This window comes from Rhizobium sp. Leaf311 (genome assembly GCF_001423445.1).
Classification (GTDB): domain Bacteria; phylum Pseudomonadota; class Alphaproteobacteria; order Rhizobiales; family Rhizobiaceae; genus Agrobacterium.
The window spans coordinates 54251-70555 of sequence record NZ_LMNZ01000020.1 but is presented as its reverse complement, the minus strand read 5'-3'; the positions used below and the strand labels follow the sequence as shown (position 1 = coordinate 70555).

At 56.5% G+C, this 16305-nt stretch carries 26 protein-coding genes and 1 tRNA gene; 2 read left to right on the top strand and 25 right to left on the bottom strand.

What is annotated here, in order from left to right; all coding sequences use genetic code 11:
* Window positions 1–47: 47 nt before the first annotated feature.
* From ASF69_RS17140 to ASF69_RS17130, 3 genes are read right to left on the bottom strand one after another with little or no spacing between them, the layout of a single operon-like run.
* On the bottom strand, window positions 48–422 hold the full coding sequence (locus ASF69_RS17140; RefSeq protein WP_062589425.1) for a hypothetical protein: 375 nt from the start codon (window positions 420–422) through the stop codon (window positions 48–50).
* A gap of 8 nt (window positions 423–430) precedes the next feature.
* A complete protein-coding gene (locus tag ASF69_RS17135) occupies window positions 431–919 on the bottom strand; it encodes a hypothetical protein (RefSeq protein ID WP_062589424.1) in 489 nt (162 codons plus the stop codon).
* A gap of 14 nt (window positions 920–933) precedes the next feature.
* On the bottom strand, window positions 934–1359 hold the full coding sequence (locus ASF69_RS17130) for a DUF4128 domain-containing protein (protein ID WP_062589423.1): 426 nt from the start codon (window positions 1357–1359) through the stop codon (window positions 934–936).
* Between ASF69_RS17130 and ASF69_RS17125 the strand changes: the two genes are divergently transcribed.
* Window positions 1358–1588: a hypothetical protein gene (locus ASF69_RS17125; protein ID WP_062589422.1), complete on the top strand. Its 231-nt coding sequence runs from the start codon at window positions 1358–1360 to the stop codon at window positions 1586–1588. The genes ASF69_RS17130 and ASF69_RS17125 overlap by 2 nt on opposite strands.
* Here ASF69_RS17125 and ASF69_RS17120 read toward each other — a convergent pair.
* From ASF69_RS17120 to ASF69_RS17070, 12 genes are all read right to left on the bottom strand, one after another.
* Entirely contained in the window at window positions 1566–1910 is a 345-nt protein-coding gene (locus ASF69_RS17120) for an HK97 gp10 family phage protein (RefSeq protein WP_244475509.1), read from the bottom strand. The two genes, ASF69_RS17125 and ASF69_RS17120, sit on opposite strands and share 23 nt — an antisense overlap.
* 149 nt (window positions 1911–2059) lie before the next feature.
* Window positions 2060–3091, bottom strand: coding sequence for a hypothetical protein (locus ASF69_RS17115; protein WP_062589420.1), 1032 nt, complete (start codon window positions 3089–3091; stop codon window positions 2060–2062).
* A 3-nt stretch (window positions 3092–3094) separates the two neighbouring features.
* Window positions 3095–3217, bottom strand: a complete 123-nt coding sequence (locus tag ASF69_RS23765; RefSeq protein ID WP_280136391.1) for a hypothetical protein — start codon at window positions 3215–3217, stop codon at window positions 3095–3097.
* Window positions 3214–3570, bottom strand: a complete 357-nt coding sequence (locus ASF69_RS17110) for a hypothetical protein (protein WP_062589419.1) — start codon at window positions 3568–3570, stop codon at window positions 3214–3216. The genes ASF69_RS23765 and ASF69_RS17110 overlap by 4 nt, the downstream gene beginning before the upstream one ends.
* A gap of 3 nt (window positions 3571–3573) precedes the next feature.
* A complete protein-coding gene (locus ASF69_RS17105; RefSeq protein ID WP_062589418.1) occupies window positions 3574–4065 on the bottom strand; it encodes a DnaT-like ssDNA-binding protein in 492 nt (163 codons plus the stop codon).
* A 6-nt stretch (window positions 4066–4071) separates the two neighbouring features.
* Window positions 4072–4449 (bottom strand): hypothetical protein, encoded by a 378-nt coding sequence (locus ASF69_RS17100; RefSeq protein WP_062589417.1) that lies wholly within the window; start codon window positions 4447–4449, stop codon window positions 4072–4074.
* Between the two features lie 54 nt (window positions 4450–4503).
* Window positions 4504–5574: a major capsid protein gene (locus tag ASF69_RS17095; RefSeq protein ID WP_062589416.1), complete on the bottom strand. Its 1071-nt coding sequence runs from the start codon at window positions 5572–5574 to the stop codon at window positions 4504–4506.
* An 11-nt stretch (window positions 5575–5585) separates the two neighbouring features.
* Window positions 5586–6035, bottom strand: coding sequence for a hypothetical protein (locus tag ASF69_RS17090; protein ID WP_062589415.1), 450 nt, complete (start codon window positions 6033–6035; stop codon window positions 5586–5588).
* Between the two features lie 2 nt (window positions 6036–6037).
* Window positions 6038–7180, bottom strand: a complete 1143-nt coding sequence (locus tag ASF69_RS17085) for a hypothetical protein (RefSeq protein ID WP_062589414.1) — start codon at window positions 7178–7180, stop codon at window positions 6038–6040.
* 6 nt (window positions 7181–7186) lie between these two features.
* Window positions 7187–8563, bottom strand: a complete 1377-nt coding sequence (locus ASF69_RS17080; RefSeq protein ID WP_062589413.1) for a phage portal protein — start codon at window positions 8561–8563, stop codon at window positions 7187–7189.
* A 9-nt stretch (window positions 8564–8572) separates the two neighbouring features.
* Window positions 8573–10024, bottom strand: a complete 1452-nt coding sequence (locus tag ASF69_RS17075; RefSeq protein WP_082469765.1) for a PBSX family phage terminase large subunit — start codon at window positions 10022–10024, stop codon at window positions 8573–8575.
* Window positions 9988–10602: a terminase small subunit gene (locus tag ASF69_RS17070; RefSeq protein ID WP_062589412.1), complete on the bottom strand. Its 615-nt coding sequence runs from the start codon at window positions 10600–10602 to the stop codon at window positions 9988–9990. Before ASF69_RS17070 ends, ASF69_RS17075 begins: the two co-directional genes overlap by 37 nt.
* Before the next feature lie 22 nt (window positions 10603–10624).
* Here ASF69_RS17070 and ASF69_RS17065 point away from each other — a divergent pair, with 22 nt between their 5' ends.
* On the top strand, window positions 10625–11041 hold the full coding sequence (locus ASF69_RS17065) for a hypothetical protein (protein WP_062589411.1): 417 nt from the start codon (window positions 10625–10627) through the stop codon (window positions 11039–11041).
* On the opposite strand, the gene ASF69_RS17060 is transcribed toward ASF69_RS17065, so the two are convergent.
* The 10 genes from ASF69_RS17060 to ASF69_RS22845 form a co-directional block, all read right to left on the bottom strand.
* Window positions 11021–11431, bottom strand: coding sequence for a hypothetical protein (locus ASF69_RS17060; RefSeq protein WP_062589410.1), 411 nt, complete (start codon window positions 11429–11431; stop codon window positions 11021–11023). The genes ASF69_RS17065 and ASF69_RS17060 overlap by 21 nt on opposite strands.
* Window positions 11432–11484: 53 nt before the next feature.
* Window positions 11485–11559, bottom strand: a tRNA-Ile gene (locus ASF69_RS17055).
* 54 nt (window positions 11560–11613) lie between these two features.
* Window positions 11614–12237, bottom strand: coding sequence for a hypothetical protein (locus ASF69_RS17050; protein ID WP_062589409.1), 624 nt, complete (start codon window positions 12235–12237; stop codon window positions 11614–11616).
* Window positions 12234–12554 (bottom strand): hypothetical protein, encoded by a 321-nt coding sequence (locus ASF69_RS17045; protein ID WP_062589408.1) that lies wholly within the window; start codon window positions 12552–12554, stop codon window positions 12234–12236. The genes ASF69_RS17050 and ASF69_RS17045 overlap by 4 nt, the downstream gene beginning before the upstream one ends.
* Window positions 12551–13003, bottom strand: coding sequence for a hypothetical protein (locus tag ASF69_RS17040; protein WP_062589407.1), 453 nt, complete (start codon window positions 13001–13003; stop codon window positions 12551–12553). The genes ASF69_RS17045 and ASF69_RS17040 overlap by 4 nt, the downstream gene beginning before the upstream one ends.
* On the bottom strand, window positions 13000–13776 hold the full coding sequence (locus ASF69_RS17035) for a hypothetical protein (protein WP_062589406.1): 777 nt from the start codon (window positions 13774–13776) through the stop codon (window positions 13000–13002). Before ASF69_RS17035 ends, ASF69_RS17040 begins: the two co-directional genes overlap by 4 nt.
* A complete protein-coding gene (locus ASF69_RS17030; protein ID WP_062589405.1) occupies window positions 13773–14057 on the bottom strand; it encodes a hypothetical protein in 285 nt (94 codons plus the stop codon). Before ASF69_RS17030 ends, ASF69_RS17035 begins: the two co-directional genes overlap by 4 nt.
* Window positions 14054–14539 carry a hypothetical protein gene (locus ASF69_RS17025; protein ID WP_062589404.1) on the bottom strand — a complete coding sequence of 162 codons (486 nt, stop codon included), beginning with the start codon at window positions 14537–14539 and terminating at the stop codon, window positions 14054–14056. Before ASF69_RS17025 ends, ASF69_RS17030 begins: the two co-directional genes overlap by 4 nt.
* Entirely contained in the window at window positions 14536–14847 is a 312-nt protein-coding gene (locus ASF69_RS17020; protein ID WP_062589403.1) for a hypothetical protein, read from the bottom strand. Before ASF69_RS17020 ends, ASF69_RS17025 begins: the two co-directional genes overlap by 4 nt.
* Window positions 14844–16304 carry a DNA cytosine methyltransferase gene (locus ASF69_RS22845; RefSeq protein WP_082469764.1) on the bottom strand — a complete coding sequence of 487 codons (1461 nt, stop codon included), beginning with the start codon at window positions 16302–16304 and terminating at the stop codon, window positions 14844–14846. The genes ASF69_RS17020 and ASF69_RS22845 overlap by 4 nt, the downstream gene beginning before the upstream one ends.
* Window position 16305 lies beyond the last annotated feature (1 nt).

The following is a 16305-nucleotide window of genomic DNA, read 5'->3' as shown; positions in this document are numbered from 1 at the left end:
GGTTTCCCATTTTGCGATCTGGGCGACTGCGGCGACTAGCTCGTCGCCTAGCTGGCGAAAAAAGCCGCCTCATCTCCAAGAGCAAGATCGATCTGCTTGGCGATTACGGGATTGGACAGCAGCTTCCGCTTGTTGGCAGAGTTGCAGGCAGGTTTCTTGTCGCCTGCAAGGTTCGCTTCACCGGTAAACGTCCAGTTGACGATGGTGGCCGAAAGAATGGCAATCGTGTTATCATCGATCTTTTCGGCCGTCACGCGGTTGCGGCCCGAGGACAGCGCCTTGTTTTTCAAGGAGCGCTCAACTGCCTTCACCTCGTCGCTTTCGATGCTCTGCAATTCGACAGAGACGCCGAGCAGCTCGCCAGTGCCTGGATGCTTCAGATCAACGGTGATCGTGGATGGTGTCAGTGCAAGGATGTCCATTGTTCACCTTATGGAGTTTCGACAGGGGCGATGAAGAGCGGACGCTGATCCGTGAAGGCGACGGTGTAGCTTTCGCGGATAAAGTCGTCAGTGCCACCGCCAAGAAGCTGCGGGCCAGCGACAGGGCCTACCGCGTACATGATGGTGTTGCTGTAATCTTCGTTGGGTGCGTCCTCGTATTCGATCTTGATCGCATAGTTGAACTTGGTGCCGGCAGCCGCGCGCATAGCGATCTGGCCGGGGTCATCAAAGATTCGGGCCACCTCAATCGACATATCGCCAGCGTCTTCCACACCCTTCGCCTTGGAAGCGACTTCGGTGTCCAGGGTGTTGTAGGTCACCATGTTAGGTGCCGAGCCATAGTCGCCCAGATTGCCAACCGAGCCGATGGGCGTATAGCTCAAAGCGGCAAATGCAGCTTGGTTGAGAACAGGTGAAACGGGTGCGGTGCTGATGGACACAACGGTGCCCGCCAGTGTGGTCTTAATGCCTGCCATGGGGATATCCTTTCCTATGCAAAGGCGTGGTATCGAACCGTGACAGGCACCTGCACACGGTCGGTTTCTTGAAGTGGTGAGGCAGCGTAAGGCTTGCGATCAATGATGATCTTCAAGCCGCCACTGTGGAGTTTCGTGCCCTTGGCGAAGTGGGCGATGATCTTGTCTGCGACTTCCATCGGCTTGATGTGCCCAACGCCTTTCTTCCAGAACACCGACACCTGCAACATGCCTCGGCGCTGCTCCTGCCCTGCCCCAAGCTCGCTGTTGGTCGTTTCATTCGGCATGAAGAACGCAGCGAGATAATTATCTGGCTTGGGCTGTCCGCTAGTTGGGAAGTCGATGCCAGGCATCGCGATCTGGAGTGCGGGCGTAAATGTCAGTTGTTCAAGATGCGCGAGCAGCGCAGCAAGGATTATTGCGTCCGGTCCCGTCGCCATGTATTCAACCTCTATGTCTGCGAAAAAGCCTCTCAGCGATAACGATGTTCACGACCGCCTGCATGATGCGATCAAGGCGCTGGGTCATGACACCTGTCTTACACCGCTTGGCACTGCCACAATGGCGGCAGCCATGACGACGCTGGTAAATCTGCAAGGATGCCTGCTGATCGCCTCCGAGCGAGGCGACCGCAACAACGGCGCGATCATCGACCCGAACGGGCTATAGCTTCCTTCGTCGCCTCCTGAACTGCCTCGTTCCAACGAGCCGCCGCAGCGCGTGTCCAGCCTCTTGGTGGCTGATTGTATGACCGGCCCAGCGAATCCGTGCCAGTGAAGCCGTATTCCAGCCTGCGGGCATAAACCATGGTGTACGCCGAGACGATTCGATCACCGGCAACAGCGCCAGCCAGCGCCATCTTCATGTAGGCGTCTGTGTATGGGCCTAAACCATCCTCGTCGGTCTTATCAGCCTTTGGCGGGTCTTGGTTGACCAGCACCACGAGAGAGGCACGCAAGAAGCCATCCCGAACCGGAACGTTCTCCTGCATGTAGCTTATTACCTTTTGCGTGGAGAGACGAAAGACGGCGTTTATCCGCTTCTCTGTCTGGTTCACCCACGCATCAATCTGGCTTGAGAATCGAGCTTTCCCGAAGGAAGCCCTTCCCGCTCTTGTCGTTACGCTTGGTCCGCGCGCCATCAGTCTAGATCCGCCAAGAAGTCGATGACGAACTCCATCCAGCACCGGCAGCAAGCGCATTCCTCGACGCCGCCTTCCGGGTCTCCGGGGTGTGCCATGAACCTACCCCGCGCCGTCTGGAACTTGTCGTTGAACGCCACTCGCGTCTTGTTGAGCAGTCGGTGCGTGAACCGTGTCCGCTCATCAAGGAAGGCGTGCCAGACCTTCATCACGACAGCGGCAGATAGTCGGCCCTCTGCAATGGCCTGCCCCATGGAGGACATCTGGCCCTTGTTGAAGGCGGTCATGGTCTCGGTACGGGCGATTGTCTCACCGCGCAGTAGAAGCAACCGGTCAGCGTATCGGCCCGTCATCCGGTCAACAGTGGCCTGATCCAGCTTCTTGCCGGTCTTGATGGCTTCTAGGATCGACCGGTCAAAGCGCTTGTCACGGCGCTCCATGGTCAAAACCTTCTTCAGTTCTTCCTTATCGCCCGACAGCAGCCGCTGGCGCATGTTCTCGACATACTTGGCCTGCGGGTTCGAAAGGCCAAGGATACCGCCCTCGCGGCGTCCTGTGATGCGATCAAGCCTGCCGACGATATCCAGAGCAGTGCGGCGCGGTGCCCTGCCCTGTGCGATGCCGTCTGCCAATGCATCACGGACAGCCTGGCGCTGGTCTTCACTGATCCTGGTGACCAGTGTCGAGCTATACTGCCGCAAGTCCTGTTCAGCGGTTGGATGCCTGACATCGAAGCGAAACGTTGCTGTTGCCATATCTGAAGGCTTTGGCACCTTCTTTGATGCCTGCGTACCGCCGCTCTCGAAAACGTCTTCTGTGGCCTTCTGTAGTGGTCTGTAAGCGCTGGCGTCGATGTTTAGCAGCCGTAGCGCGCCATCAAGGTCTTGCCGCTCCAGTTGCTCGACAATCCGGTTCAGTTCGATATTGGATCTCAGGTTGTCGATGCTGTCGAAGAACGCCTTCTGAACCGTGGGCTCCAGATCATCCAGCAGCTTGCGGATTTGCTGCTTGGCTGTTGGTTTACGTGCCATCTGTCACCCGATTATCCAGGCACCAGCAGCCCAGCCAAGCCTTGCGGCACACGCAATGAGGAAGCCAATAATCACGCCGCGCACGAGAATGCGGGCTGCGATTGATGGCGGCACGTTGTCGTTCATCGTCTGCCCTGGATTTCGTAGAACACAACCAGCCCGGCAGGCGACAGCGGCTTCAGCTTCTCGACGGCGTATTCCTTGCCATCGGCAATCACCTTGTCGCTCTCTGCCAGCGTGATCGCGAGGCCAGCCGTTGAGATGTAGATCATCTTGTCGGTCTTGCGGATCAGCGTGCCGTCAACCTTGCCGTCCTCGTAGTCGAGAACCACCAGTTGGCATGGGTAATCCACATCAGTGATGACCGGATCGTATGACGGGCCGGATTGAACAGAGCGGCGGATGGTGCCCTGCTGGCCGAACTCTGCGATCAGCTCCTCGACAACAGCCTGCATCTCGGTATAGTCGAATGTCGCCATGAATTAGCACCCCACGGACCAGATGCCGATATACTGCAGGTCATCATCCTTAAGGAACGGCGCAAGCATCCCGTCAACAATGGAAATGAGCGGTGTCATCCAGCCCGCGGAGCCATCATCTTTAGCGGTCTGGTATTCCTTTTCGATCTGCCCGACCTTGACGCGCTTCACTGCGCTGGAAGATGAGCCTACCACGATCAGACTCCCGGGCTTGGATGCTTCCTGCCACGCGGCTTGATATGAAGCGTTTATCACGGCGGCTGGGACCACATCGGACGGCAGCAGCTTGCCATTCACGATAGCCCCTTCACGCGGCCATTGCCGTTCCTGCGATGGATCAACCACACTGCCGAGAAAGCGAGAGCCGTACACCCCATCGATGTATTGGCTCCCACGGTTGCGAAGAACGGCAGGCGCTGGCGCTGTGACCGGCAAGACATACCCGTTATCGGACAGCCAAGCCGTGAACCCATCGTCTGTGCCATAGCCTGCCATGTCTCGTTACTCCGTCTTCAGCGTGGCGACGTGCGCTGCCTTGTCTTCATCCGACAGTGCGTTGAAGATTTCAGCGTCATCCTTGCGGAGCGATTTCACTTCCTTGCCGTCGGCGTCATAGATCGCCCACCAGCCGCCGCCCTTGTCCTTGGCCTGAAAAGGAGCCTTAGCTTCGGAGGGGTTGACGATTGCCGTCTTGGCACCGCCCTTGTCCTTGGCCTTGTCGCCGGTATCGGAGCTATCAATCACGTCATAGCGACCGACCCAGCCGATTGGTTCTTCCTTGACCGTCAGTTCAGTGCCGATCTCGATTTCCTTCGCGTCGGCTCCGTAGATGCCCGACGACGTGGCGCCCGTGTAAGGCGCCTTGATACGAATGCGCATAGAATTGCTCTCCTGTTGAAGTGGAAAAGCCCCGCTCGAAAGCGAGGCCAGTCATCAGGTGTTGGTGGAGTAGAACACGCCAGCCTTGCCGTTGATGTCCGCTCGGATTTCGATGCCCATCGCTCCCATGATGAGGAACTGATAGTTATCCGTGGGGTTCTGGCGGGTCTTGGCAGTCGTGTTGACAGCCATGCCGACCAGAGGGCGGATGTATTCAGCACTCGGGACGAAGCCGAAGAACTCGTTGCCGGACAGTTCGAAGCTGACTTCGATCTTGTTGATACGACGGTTCGTCAGCAGGTACTGCAGCAGAGTGCCGCCCTTGAAGCCGGAAGAGCCGGAATAGGACATATCCAGGCGGCGGCCGATATCGGGCGACACATAGAGGTTGACCTTACCGGTGACGAGGTTGGCGTCGAGCATGGCACCCATGGTCTGGGTGAAATATGCGTCGATCTGGTCAGCAGTTGCCGTCGTCAGGTTGATATTGGCACCGGATGGACCGATGTTCAAAATCTTCGAGAACGGCGACGTGCGGATGCCATAGGCGGTATAGCCTTGGAAGACGATGGATGAGTCGCCGTTCAGTGCATAGAGCGCCATGTCGCGGCGGATCTTCGCAGTGTGGGCTTCCTGATCGTCCGACAGCGCATCAAAGTTTTCCGACTGCAGCGTGTTCCATTCGCGCCACTCACGGCCATAGCCGGTGGAGAAGATTGGAACGGGCGTGCCGCGGTAGTCGTAATTGACCTTATCCAGCGGTACCGGCACCTGACCGGACATGGAGCGGACAACCACACCAGCATCGCCAGACACGCGGTTGAGAACCACGAGCTTGCCGATATTCACGGGCTTGGCCAGCGGCATGAGATCTGCCATCCATGCCTGACCTTCATCAGCGCGCATCACACGGCGCGTGATGCCGTCGAGTTCAAGCCACGCATCGCGGGGAAGAACAGCAGCGGCATTGCCAACGCGAACCCCGGAGGCTGCAAGCGCAGCACCGGTATATTCAGCCATGGCGTTTTCAGAGTTGTGGAACCAGTCACGGTCAGCATTGACCTCTGCCCACCAGCCGCGATGGGCAGCAGAGTTGGCGAGGAGTTGAGTGGAGAAATATCGCATTGGTCAGCTCCTTACGCCGATGCCAGATTGCCCTGTGCCTTGCGAGCACGGACGAGCTGATCTGCACCAGAGGTGTTGTTGTATGCTTCTTCAGCAAACATGATGATGCGCTGGCCAGTCGTTGCGAGAACGAACTTTCCAGCCGCGTTCGTGGTGAGCCCTGCACCGCGCGTCACGTTGGTTCCTGTCGGCACACGGACGTTAAAGAACTGCTCATCAAGCGGCTCCATGCCGATGACACGATCGTTGGCAGGCCATGCCGTGTCCACATCCTTCAGCGCCAGGTAGTTATCCTGGGCGATGAGGATCTTGGCATTAGAAGCTGCACCAGCCTGCGCGAAGGCAGAACCGGATTCGACCAGTGCGGTACCGGGCAACACAGCAGTTGCGCAAATGCGCTCCTGAACCTGAGGTGTGGCCTCGGTATAGGGGCCGGCAAAGATTTTGTTAAAGCGCGCCATGATTATTCGCCCTCCGGTGCCTTGTAGGCTGGCTTGTCATTGCCATTGGCCTTGAATGCGGAATTGAGCGGGGCAGCCTTGCCCATCTCGGTTTTTGGCGCCAGCGCACGCAGTGTGTTGAGGGGAGTAGCTTTGGCTGTTGCTTCATCGAGCAGGTTGGCTTTGACCACCTTTTCGACCAGCTCGGCAGTTTCAGCTTCTTCCTGGGCCTTCTGGTTGGCAACCAGCGCTTCATGCTGATCGAGAACCGGCTTCAGGGCGGCTGTCACCGCATTGGTTACTGCCTCGGCAATGGCGGAATTTACCGCCTCCGAGGGCTTTCCGGCAGTCTCCGAGAGGGTATCTACCTTCGCGGCGAGAGCCTTGATCTGCTCTTCAACAGTCATCTCTTCGTCCTTCGTGTTTGTTGTGGGTTCCCGCTCGGAAAAGCCCATGGCTTCCAGTATCGCGGCTTTCATCTTCTCCCATGTGCCGACCGATTCCCGGCGTTTGAGAGCATCCACAAGGCGGGAACCCGCCCAGTCGATTTCGCGGTCAATGTCGTCAGTGATAGACGAGTTGATGACCTGTATTTCTTCGCGCTCGCCTTTCGCATTGACCATCATGCCTACGCCCTGCTCAGGGGTAGCCGCGCCGTCCTCATCCAGGAGGATGGCGTCATGGTCGAACTCGATTTCTCTGGCTATATTCTTGTAAGGTACATCGCCGTTTGCGGCCTCAAGGAGAGCAAAAAGGCCGGTTGATGTGTGTACTGGCTTGCCCTTCTCGATCGCGTTCAATACGCGCTTACCGCCCTCTGAACGATTGGCCATCTCGACATCGATAACCTTGTCGAGGAAAACCCGGCCATTCTCTCGTCGCAGGTTTTCATTCCATGCCCCGATCCAGCCCAGATTGAGCCCTTCGGGATCACGAGCAGAAACAAATTTGCCGTTGATAGTGGGATGGCCCAGAGGCGCAGGAGAACGCTCAAGGCCCGCAAAGCTCTTCTCGATCTCATCGGCTGGGTAGAGAATGCCGTTCATCACCACGTCATCAGGCAGGGTTGCCGATGGGACGATCACGACATCGCGGCCATTACGCTTTTCCTTGCGGACAGCCTTAACGTTCGCCAGTGACCTGACGTTGACACGCACTTGGGGCATTGTTGCTTATTCCTCTTCGATAGGAGGCGGGTCGCCGAGAGCCGCTTGCGTCTCTTCGTCGGTCTCATCCCGGTATTTGTCGGCATCGCTCAAGGGCTCGTAACCGACGGCAGCCCGGATCTCTTCGTCCGTGAAGACGTATGTCGAATTGCCCATTTTCTGGTTTGTGTCGGCCATCTTGTTGGCGCGATCGATCTTTTCCGACATGGAGCTTTCCGTAAGGTCCGCTTGATCAACGAACCAGTCTTTCTTCGGCAGGATGCCCCACTTCACCAGTCGCGTGACCAACTCCATGATGTTTGGATGGGTGATGTTCGCCCGGCGAGCCATATTGGTGGTGTTCCACTCGTCGGAGTCCTCAGTCGATGCGCGTTCGCCGTTCTGGTTGCCTACAAGTATCTTGAGGGGCATCCCGACCGAAGCAGCAAAGGACTGAAGCGCAGCGCCGAAGAAGTGTTCCGGGCTGGGCAGCGTCACACCGAGCGTCTTGGCAGTCATGCCCTGCAGCATAAGCATCTGGTCGAAGCCCTTCTGGAAATCAGCGACCTGCTCGTTCATCTTGTCGGCCACGTCCTGCACCGTGACGCCCATGGCCTTTGCCATCTCGGCAATCTTCACCTCGGCAGGCATTTCCAGAACTGGAGAGCTCTTGGCGTTCTTCCAGAAGCCCTCGCCACCCGCGCCCTTGATCTTTTCAAGGTCGATCAGGTCATTGTAGCCAGGCTCAAGCAGAGAGCGTCCATTCACCGTGCCGTCGTCAGACCAGATGATGATGCGGTCTGGATGGATTCGCAGGCTGCGCTTGTTCGGGTTGTCGTCCTGTACTGCAGCCTCATTGAACTCGTACATCGTGGGCTCGCCGTAAGTCTCCGACGAAGTGTCCGTATCCCAATCAGCCACCGTAAGCTGGCCAGACCAGACAGGGTCTATGCGGAACAGCCCTTCAAGCCCGCCGTTCACGCGGTCCACAGGCTCGTCAAACCGCTTGCTGTCCTTCAGGCGGATGATGACCCCGGAGTAACCACCAACCATCGATTTGCGGTCTGCCTCGGCCAGCTTGGCCCAAAGGCGCATTGCCGCGAACTTGAGGCGGATATCCCTCTCTAGCTTCGTTTCCTTGCTCTTGCCCTTCTGTGAGCCATCACGCTCCTGTTCCAGAAGGAATGGCATGTCCTGCCATGTCTTGAGCGCCGTCTTGTCCACGGCAGCCGCTGCAATGCCGTTGCGGCAATACATCTTGTGCAGCAGATCAAACGTCAGAACGTCTGGGTAGCCGAAGTCCTTGTAATGGTCATGCTTAGCAGACCCACCGAAGCCCCAACCGGGGAACATCGCGCTAAGCTGCCGTGTGGCATAGTTTGCCAGCGCAACAACATTGTTCATCGGGGCCTCTTATCGATGGCGTTTCGTGAGGAACATGGCAACGCCGGAGCTTGCGATATTCACGTTGTCGGCCGCGATCAGTGCGTCAGCCAAGTTATGTGATTTGACGCCCAGATCCTTCTTGAGCTTCACCTTTGGAACGACGCGCTTCTTGCCTTCTGTTTCCACCCACCAAGGCACACACAGTTCAGTGAACAGCGCGTCCAGCTTTTCCTTGCCGATTGCCGATGAGAACGACAGAACGTCCTCTGTGCGTATCGCCTGCCCTCGTGTGACAGCGTTGAATGTCAGCATGGCGCGGCGGGCCGTGTTGGCCCATGCCTGCGCCTTCAGGTTCAGATATTCGTGCTTGTTGAGCGGGCTGTTGCTGTTCTGCACGTCGCTCGGCTCATCCGGGTCCATAACCGCGCCGCCAGCGTGGAATGCAAAGTGGTCAACGGCTGCTTTGTTCTCTGTATTCTGCTCATCAATGTAGCCACCGACGAACGCGCCAACGCCGATGGTATCGTATGACACCGTCGCATCTGCGTTCTTCGCTCTAGCCCAAACCCGCTTTGCGTTCTGAACAAGCTGATCTTTGCCTGATGACCAGTCCTCTGCGTCTGTGAAAACGCCTTCGATCTTATCGACGGTCGCGCTCTTGTCTTCGCCATCGTCGGCAGGGTCAAAGCCAATGATATTGCGACCCGTCAGTTCTATCTTCAGAACCTTGTGAGCATCCACGCAGGCATCCAGCCAACGGCGCTTGAAGATGGAAAGCTCGCTATCCCCAAGAGGAATGCCGCCATAGATGTGCTCGAATAGCTCAGGGTCGCGCTCTTGCATTGCTGCGATGTCGCGTTTGGCCTTATCCGAGAGGAACGGGTTCTCGGTGTAATTGATCTTGTGCACCACGCAGTGTGGCGGGGTACTGACAACGAAGTTCTTCCAGACGTAGTCAGTGACCATCTTCGGGTTGAATAGCAGGATAGCAAGGCTGTCTTCCTTGCGGATCGTAGGCGCGATAACCGCCCACTGATCTGCGGTAAGCTTTTCCGCCTCTTCCACCCATAGGATGTCGATATCCGCCGTCCCCTTGATCTCATCAAGGTTGCGCTCGATACCGTAGAATATGAACTCGGCGCCGGACGCGATGTGTATGATCGTTGTCTTCTGGACATCGAAGGCGTGCTGCAAGCCAAGATGGCTGATAGCCCATTTCAGCTCGGTATAGACCGATTCCTGAATGCGGTTCTGGAAGCGGCGGATGCACATGATACGCATCTTGACGCGCACATGCTCAACCAGCCGCACCAGTTGACATGCTGTATCTCTGGTCTTCGAGCTGGAACGACCGCCATGCAACACGGCTATGTCGTTCTCTCCAAAGAATACCTGCTCCCAGAAGTCAAAGAGCGCCGGATTTGTGAGTGAGGCTGCGGCGATCAGTCCTTCGTCTCTTGCCGCAGAACCTCTCGCCATGTCCTCGTCTCTGTCTGTATTGGCCCACCGTCTGGGCCTGAGTGTTCATGCTTTTCAACGAACATGCCCAGGTGCTTGCCGATATCGACCAGCGCGCCCTTCTTGTCGTGAAGCTTGATCTTGATGCCGCCCGTGCTGTTCTGGCTGATCTCAGCGATGGCCCCGGCAGTGTCATCGTCTATTTCATCTGAGGAGATCAGCGTGACGTTGTTCGTGACCACGCTCTTGATGACCAGCACATCGCCGCCGTCCGGGTTGTCTTCCTCGGTAACCAGTGTGCCTTGCCATTTGATGGCCTTGCGAATGTCTGCGAAGCCAATCTTGGCTAGCTCTGCGAGCACCCGCTCTTTCGTGATGGCAAGCTTGTCGATGGCCTTCTCTGTAGCCTTACGCTCTACTGTTTGCTCCCACTCCAAAAGCTCTTCGACGCGTTTTGAAATGCTTTGTTTCTGCTTTAGTGTCGCCGCATTGCCTCGGTTCGGTTTGAACCCTGCCTTCTGATAGGCTTCATCCGCAGTCAGCCCCTTTGCCAACCCTTGCGCGAATGTCTCGTGCCGTGCATTCTTCAGGACTGGCATGGGTTAACCTTGGGGATGAGAAATGGATATTGCTGGTTCGATAAGCGCAGTCACATCGGCGCTCGGCCTGGTCAAAGAGCTGAGAGAAATTGACGCCCAATTTGATAAGGCCGAAATGAAATTGAAGGTGGCAGAGCTAACAGTTGCACTTTCAGACGCAAAACTTGGCCTAGTTGACGTTGCCCAGACGTTGAAGCAAAAGGACCAAGAAATCGAGACCTTAAAATCGGCTCTTGTCCGCAAGCACGACACGGTTGAAAGCGATGGATATTTCTACCGAAAGCAAGATGATGGCAGACCAATCGGCAACGCCTTTTGCCCCGTGTGCTTAGAGGATGGTAAATTCGTTCTCACAGTCCAATCGCTGACCTCTGGGATGCCGTATGTATGTCCTAAGTGCAAAGCAAATTTCGGCTACCTAGCAAGTTACCTCGCATAGTCTCCACTCCTGCTCATTCCACCGTCTTTGGTAAGCGCCGTCTGGGCGGAAGTCGTAGAAGCCTGATGTCTGTTCATGTGGACCGGGCATGATGAGTGTCCAGCATTCGCCTTCCGGCAGTTCTTCAATCCGGTGGATGTGCGATGCGGCGATGTCGAAGCTGTCACCTACCTTGCGGTGGATGAGTTCGCTTGAGCCGTCCGGCTGAAACACCCGTTCAACATATCCGCCGTGAAGGATGATCGATCGGAACCCCCATGGATGGTCATGAGGATGCGCGTCTGGCGCGTCGGCTGATCCGAAGTGGTGCAGCACCGCAGCGTTCGGCAACCCGCGGATATGGTACTTGCAGAAGAACTCTGCCATGCGCTCTTCATCGACCGTGATCATGGCTTGTCTCCATAAACGAAAGCCCCACCTTGTTACGGGCGGGGCTGGTGAACTGGTTGCAGAGGCGGGAATTGAACCCGCGATATTCCGGTTATGAGCCGGAGGCCTTACCACTTGGCTACTCTGCGGAATGTCACCGGGGAGGCCGAAGCCTCGCACGCAGACGCGCTCCCGAGTGTTGTTTACGCAGCCTCGCGCTTTCTTGCTTCACGCTGGCGGCGGCGTTCATTCTGAGTAGCTGCCCAACTGAAGTCTTGCAGGCCCTCGTCAAATCCGCAAATCGGCTTGGCATCATTTGCGCGCCACACTCCGATTATGGACCTTTTATCGTCTGTTTCGGGGGTGTTTGTAAAGTCGGGTTCTGCCTCATTTTCGTTATGCTGCAATGGCTTACGGTCAAATGCTCTAGCGATGCATTCAATTGCCGAATTTTTCCGCCAATCTCCCAGCTGTCTTGTGATCCCTTCCACGTCTCGGCACCACTTGGCGAAGAACTGTCCACCAGCTTCCGAGACAGACCAAGCCCAAAGAGCGCGGCGCTTTTTGACACATGGGACAAGCTTCATCACGTCCAAGGCGGCTTCCCAAATGCCCATGTCGTTGGTGCTGTTGCGAAGGTTCTTCGGGTCAAGCCATGCCCAGTTGTTTGCGTGCTTGTCCTCTGCAGACCATCCGTTGATGTCGGCGGTGTCGTGGATATAGCCGTAGTTGATGGCCTTATCCCGCGATGGCCTGGCCGTATCGGGTAGCTTTCGGTCTACCTGAGCGGCGCGAACGAATAGCTCAATGATCTGGTCGTGGTTCATATGCGCTCTCCGTTGTATGTGAGACAAACATTTACCGGCCTGATTGGCACAATCGGGTTTTGATGACCAAGGGCACCTATGCCGAGAAGACCGCCTTTGGCGTTGCAAACTATCTCGGGCTCAACTTCGGAAACCCATTTGCCAAGAGCCTCACGCAAGCTGTCATCTGTGAGCTTGGCATGTGCTGCTATCATTTTTTTTGTTAGCTGGTTGGGGATGGGAAATCTCATGCCAAGTTCCTTATCTAAAAGGTCCGGGTCGATAGAGGCGGCATAATCCTCTGCCAAGTCTTTAATGTCGTCAGTTATGTCGCTCATGCCCTTATCCTTCCATCGAAGAGTTCGCCTTGGGGCTCGCCAAATACCCGGCAAGCTCTCTCCCATATAAGCCCGACAAGGGCTGCACGCTTGTTTGTTATGCCATCGAGACCGAAGCACCAGTATTGTAGCTTACCAACGGGAATCCCGTCAAAGAACGTCAGGAAACGAGAAACATCATTCTCCATGACGTTGGGGTAATTCTTGCGGAATGCCAGGATGATGTCTGAGGTCGCCCATATCCCGGTTTCATCAAGGCTTGCCCGGTTGTTAGCGCAGTCGGCCAGAGACATGATGACGAACCGGGCATGATCTTCACCATACCGCTTGATGATCCTGTGGAGTGTTGCCACCGCTCTTGTTTCACCCACAGCCGGGACAACATTCGCAGGCACGACGCGAATGCCGAACTCATCAAAGATTGCCTCGGCGTCAGGGTGTGAAGTCATCCCTTCCGCCTCTCATTCCTGTTCGGCCAGCCAAACGTTTTCTTCCAGCCGGTGATTGAGCGGATGCTGATGCCGTATCGAGCGCTGATGTCCTTCATCCGGTCTCCAGCGGCATATTGCTTTCGAACCGTCTCGATGAACTCCAAAGAGTAGAACTTCGTTTTTGATTGAAGCAAATCCTTGAGGCCTAATTCATTCACCCTTCGGCTGATGGTGGAATCGGAAACCTCATAGATTTCAGCAATGTCCTTGATGGTTTTTCCGTCTCTCAAATACTCTTCGAGCTTTGGGAATTTGTCGTTGAGCAGGTTGGGCTTGATGATGCCGAGCCGCCGAGACTCGCGCTCCACGCTGCGAACGATCGTAGAATGATCGCGGTTCAATATCCGGGCTATTTCAGACAGCGGCTTGTGCGGAAACATCAGGTACATCTTGAGGACCACGCTATCAAAAGCGGCAACGAGTGCCCTGCTGTGCCGAACCAACCGGATCTCTGAAAGAGTTGTCCCGGCTTCCTCGCAAAGCTGCTGGGCATGTTCCATCATGTTGGTGCGCTTGAAGGCGCAATCCATCCACTGACGGTACGATCTCACATGGGCATCGGCTTCTGCAGCCAGTGTCTTGCCCATTGATGTGTGCTTCTTCTGCTCTACCTGGGCCAGCACCTCCCGGATGATGTTCACCCGCTTTGGCGTTCCCATAAGGCGGCGACGGACTTCTGCGGCTTTGGCCTTGACTCTGTCTTCATAGGAGATGTGTGCGATCTGGTTCATGCTGCCACCTCGTCATGGCACCAAATGCAGCTCATGCCGTCTTCATCGACGCGCCTGCCTTGATCTACCCACTTGCCCCACGCGTACCAAAAGGGGCTTTTTTCTGCGAAGAATGGGTTATTGGCGGAATCGCCATCCTTCTTTAATCGAACCGGCCCGAAGCGATCGCTGTCCTCGAAGCGGAATGTCTTTCCGAGATATTCGATCATAAGCGGACCAGCTCCCCACATATCAATGTGGACACCTGCGCTTGTCGCGTGGAAATGCCCATATTCGCTCATGCTGCCACCTCTTGGGATTGCTTTGCCTTGAGGATGGCTATGCAGAGGGCAATGGCTGGCGATGGAGCATGCGCGCACTTCGAGTGAACGCGGCCCTCACCGGGCTTCTGTGGGGCAACTAGGTCGCACATCCACTCTCCCCGCTCGCGAAGGACTGTCGCTTCCCACTGGCAAAGGTTTTCAACATACCAGCCGGGAAGAGCGACTTTCAAAAGGCGCAAAGAGGCATCAACCGATGCCGTCAACTCCATGCTATCCCAGACAAGACCAAGGTCGCCATTGTCATGCTGGACACCACACATGCCGCGAGCCTTCTTATGAGCCGCCCATGTTGGGAAATTGTCCCATGCCCAATCATAGCCTTGTCCGTCGCCCTGCATCTTAATAGCGCCAAGACGCAATGCCGCGTCGATCCTTGCATCTATCCACCGGCTTGGCTCTTTAGCGGACTCAAGCTGTTCGATTAATTCAGCGTAGCTCATGCCGGTATCCTCCGTCTCTCTACCTCATTGCGCTTCTCTCTCCCCTTGGCCTTTACGGAACGGGGGAGATTGAAATGGGAATCGGCCAGCGACTTGGCCGCGAATACCAAAGCACCATCGCGCCGCATCACTCTCTGTTCGACGGAATAGAGGACCCGCCATGCAGCAACCTCGGCGGCTAGCTCTGTGGCGAACTTGGCGATAGCGCCGCGGTTCTTCACCGTTCGGTATGAAGCTGCCCAGACAGGGCGGTAGTGGGCCTCGTACTCATTGCCAGAAGGCACGGCCTTGACTGCGCTCTCGTTCATGCCGCATCTCCTTTCGTGATATTCTCCACCATCTCGATGCGCCGGCCGATCCACCTCATCGCGTTGACAGCCATACTGTTTCCGAGAGCCTTGTATCGAGGCCCGTCTGGTGACGTGTCTTTCTTGCCCCATGGGACATTGGTGAAATTGTCGGGGAAGCCTTGAAGGCGTTCGCATTCGGTTGGGGTCAGGCGACGGACGGCCCATTCCTGCGCCACGTAGCTCTTGCTGGAACCACCAGATGCAGCGCGGATGTTTGCAGTCTCGTGAGGGCATTCGAACTGTGCGCCGCCATCACGCCCTCGCATGTCATAGGCAACCGCTGCTGGCTGCCCACCACCTGTCGGGCTTGGGATTGTCAATGTCGGGCTGATATCAACGGCGAACTTTGGCGTGACACTGGTGGCGAGGCCGTAAGCAACAGCTTGCACCTCTGATCTAGCTTCAAGCGTGTAGGAAATGCCTTCCTGAACTCCGACACCGTCTGGACCACTATTCGTGTTCTCGCGCAGCGCACCGGCTTGTATAGCGATTGGCAGTAATGCCCCTTGCTCATGAGGCATCCGCGCTGCGCTTGCGGCCATACCTGCAGTCAGCGGGAATGCAACCATGGTTTCAGTCTCATAATCCTGCCGACCCATGCCGCCTGCATTCAGGCAGTGGGCTACATCGCCAGTTGATGTAATCAATCCTGCGTCAAGGTCGAAGTCGGTGCCAAGTCCGCCACCGCCTGTAGGGCGGCTTGCAATTGTGGGGGCAACTCTTTTCCCCGGTTCCCGGCGCGGCGCAGAATCCCCGCGCATGCCTTGGGGCTCAAGTAATACTGCGGCGGCACGTCGCCAGTCTCCAAGATATCCGACAAGGAACACACGCCGTCGTCGCTGAGGGACAGCGCGTTCAAATCCGTCCACTCGGACATATTGAGCGTCAAGAACTCGGTAGGCGAACCCATACCCGCATTCCCGAACGAATGAGAGAAAGGTCGCAAAATCGCTTTCTTCAATCCATTCGTCTCCGGCTTCGCGTCCTTCAATTCCTGGCTGAACTCCGCTTTCACCGTCCTCTTCATCCGTGACAGATGAAACGACACCGGGGACGTTTTCCCAGACGATCCAACGGGCGCGCAAGCGCCGAGCCAAGCTGAGATACTCAAGGGCGAGGTTACCGCGCGGGTCATCCAGTCCGAGACGCTTTCCTGCGACCGAGAAAGACTGGCAGGGGGTTCCTCCCACAAGAAGGTCGATTGGTCCTGCTTCTGTGCCGATCTGCGTGAAGTCGCCATAGTTCGGTATCCCGTTCTTTGCCAGCGGTTCACCCGGCATGTTTGATCCATAGTGATGAGCGAGGACAGCAGATGGGAATGCCTCAATCTCGCTGAAGAATGCCGGTGTCCAACCGAGTGGATGCCAAGCCATTGTTGCGGCCTCGATGCCGCTGCAAACTGACCCGTATCGCATC

Bases quoted from the DNA above. Each gene is read 5' to 3' on its own strand.
- ASF69_RS17065 (WP_062589411.1), top strand. From the start codon at position 10,625: ATGGATATTGCTGGTTCGATAAGCGCAGTCACATCGGCGCTCGGCCTG.
- ASF69_RS17030 (WP_062589405.1), bottom strand. From the start codon at position 14,057: ATGAGCGAATATGGGCATTTCCACGCGACAAGCGCAGGTGTCCACATT.
- ASF69_RS17060 (WP_062589410.1), bottom strand. From the start codon at position 11,431: ATGATCACGGTCGATGAAGAGCGCATGGCAGAGTTCTTCTGCAAGTAC.
- ASF69_RS17095 (WP_062589416.1), bottom strand. From the start codon at position 5,574: ATGCGATATTTCTCCACTCAACTCCTCGCCAACTCTGCTGCCCATCGC.
- ASF69_RS22845 (WP_082469764.1), bottom strand. From the start codon at position 16,304: ATGCGATACGGGTCAGTTTGCAGCGGCATCGAGGCCGCAACAATGGCT.
- ASF69_RS17110 (WP_062589419.1), bottom strand. From the start codon at position 3,570: ATGGCGACATTCGACTATACCGAGATGCAGGCTGTTGTCGAGGAGCTG.
- ASF69_RS23765 (WP_280136391.1), bottom strand. From the start codon at position 3,217: ATGAACGACAACGTGCCGCCATCAATCGCAGCCCGCATTCTCGTGCGC.
- ASF69_RS17090 (WP_062589415.1), bottom strand. From the start codon at position 6,035: ATGGCGCGCTTTAACAAAATCTTTGCCGGCCCCTATACCGAGGCCACA.
- ASF69_RS17045 (WP_062589408.1), bottom strand. From the start codon at position 12,554: ATGAGCGACATAACTGACGACATTAAAGACTTGGCAGAGGATTATGCC.
- ASF69_RS17135 (WP_062589424.1), bottom strand. From the start codon at position 919: ATGGCAGGCATTAAGACCACACTGGCGGGCACCGTTGTGTCCATCAGC.
- ASF69_RS17025 (WP_062589404.1), bottom strand. From the start codon at position 14,539: ATGAGCTACGCTGAATTAATCGAACAGCTTGAGTCCGCTAAAGAGCCA.
- ASF69_RS17115 (WP_062589420.1), bottom strand. From the start codon at position 3,091: ATGGCACGTAAACCAACAGCCAAGCAGCAAATCCGCAAGCTGCTGGAT.
- ASF69_RS17070 (WP_062589412.1), bottom strand. From the start codon at position 10,602: ATGCCAGTCCTGAAGAATGCACGGCACGAGACATTCGCGCAAGGGTTG.
- ASF69_RS17085 (WP_062589414.1), bottom strand. From the start codon at position 7,180: ATGCCCCAAGTGCGTGTCAACGTCAGGTCACTGGCGAACGTTAAGGCT.
- ASF69_RS17120 (WP_244475509.1), bottom strand. From the start codon at position 1,910: ATGCAGGAGAACGTTCCGGTTCGGGATGGCTTCTTGCGTGCCTCTCTC.
- ASF69_RS17050 (WP_062589409.1), bottom strand. From the start codon at position 12,237: ATGAACCACGACCAGATCATTGAGCTATTCGTTCGCGCCGCTCAGGTA.
- ASF69_RS17075 (WP_082469765.1), bottom strand. From the start codon at position 10,024: ATGGCGAGAGGTTCTGCGGCAAGAGACGAAGGACTGATCGCCGCAGCC.
- ASF69_RS17140 (WP_062589425.1), bottom strand. From the start codon at position 422: ATGGACATCCTTGCACTGACACCATCCACGATCACCGTTGATCTGAAG.
- ASF69_RS17100 (WP_062589417.1), bottom strand. From the start codon at position 4,449: ATGCGCATTCGTATCAAGGCGCCTTACACGGGCGCCACGTCGTCGGGC.
- ASF69_RS17105 (WP_062589418.1), bottom strand. From the start codon at position 4,065: ATGGCAGGCTATGGCACAGACGATGGGTTCACGGCTTGGCTGTCCGAT.
- ASF69_RS17020 (WP_062589403.1), bottom strand. From the start codon at position 14,847: ATGAACGAGAGCGCAGTCAAGGCCGTGCCTTCTGGCAATGAGTACGAG.
- ASF69_RS17130 (WP_062589423.1), bottom strand. From the start codon at position 1,359: ATGGCGACGGGACCGGACGCAATAATCCTTGCTGCGCTGCTCGCGCAT.
- ASF69_RS17125 (WP_062589422.1), top strand. From the start codon at position 1,358: ATGTATTCAACCTCTATGTCTGCGAAAAAGCCTCTCAGCGATAACGAT.
- ASF69_RS17035 (WP_062589406.1), bottom strand. From the start codon at position 13,776: ATGAACCAGATCGCACACATCTCCTATGAAGACAGAGTCAAGGCCAAA.
- ASF69_RS17080 (WP_062589413.1), bottom strand. From the start codon at position 8,563: ATGAACAATGTTGTTGCGCTGGCAAACTATGCCACACGGCAGCTTAGC.
- ASF69_RS17040 (WP_062589407.1), bottom strand. From the start codon at position 13,003: ATGACTTCACACCCTGACGCCGAGGCAATCTTTGATGAGTTCGGCATT.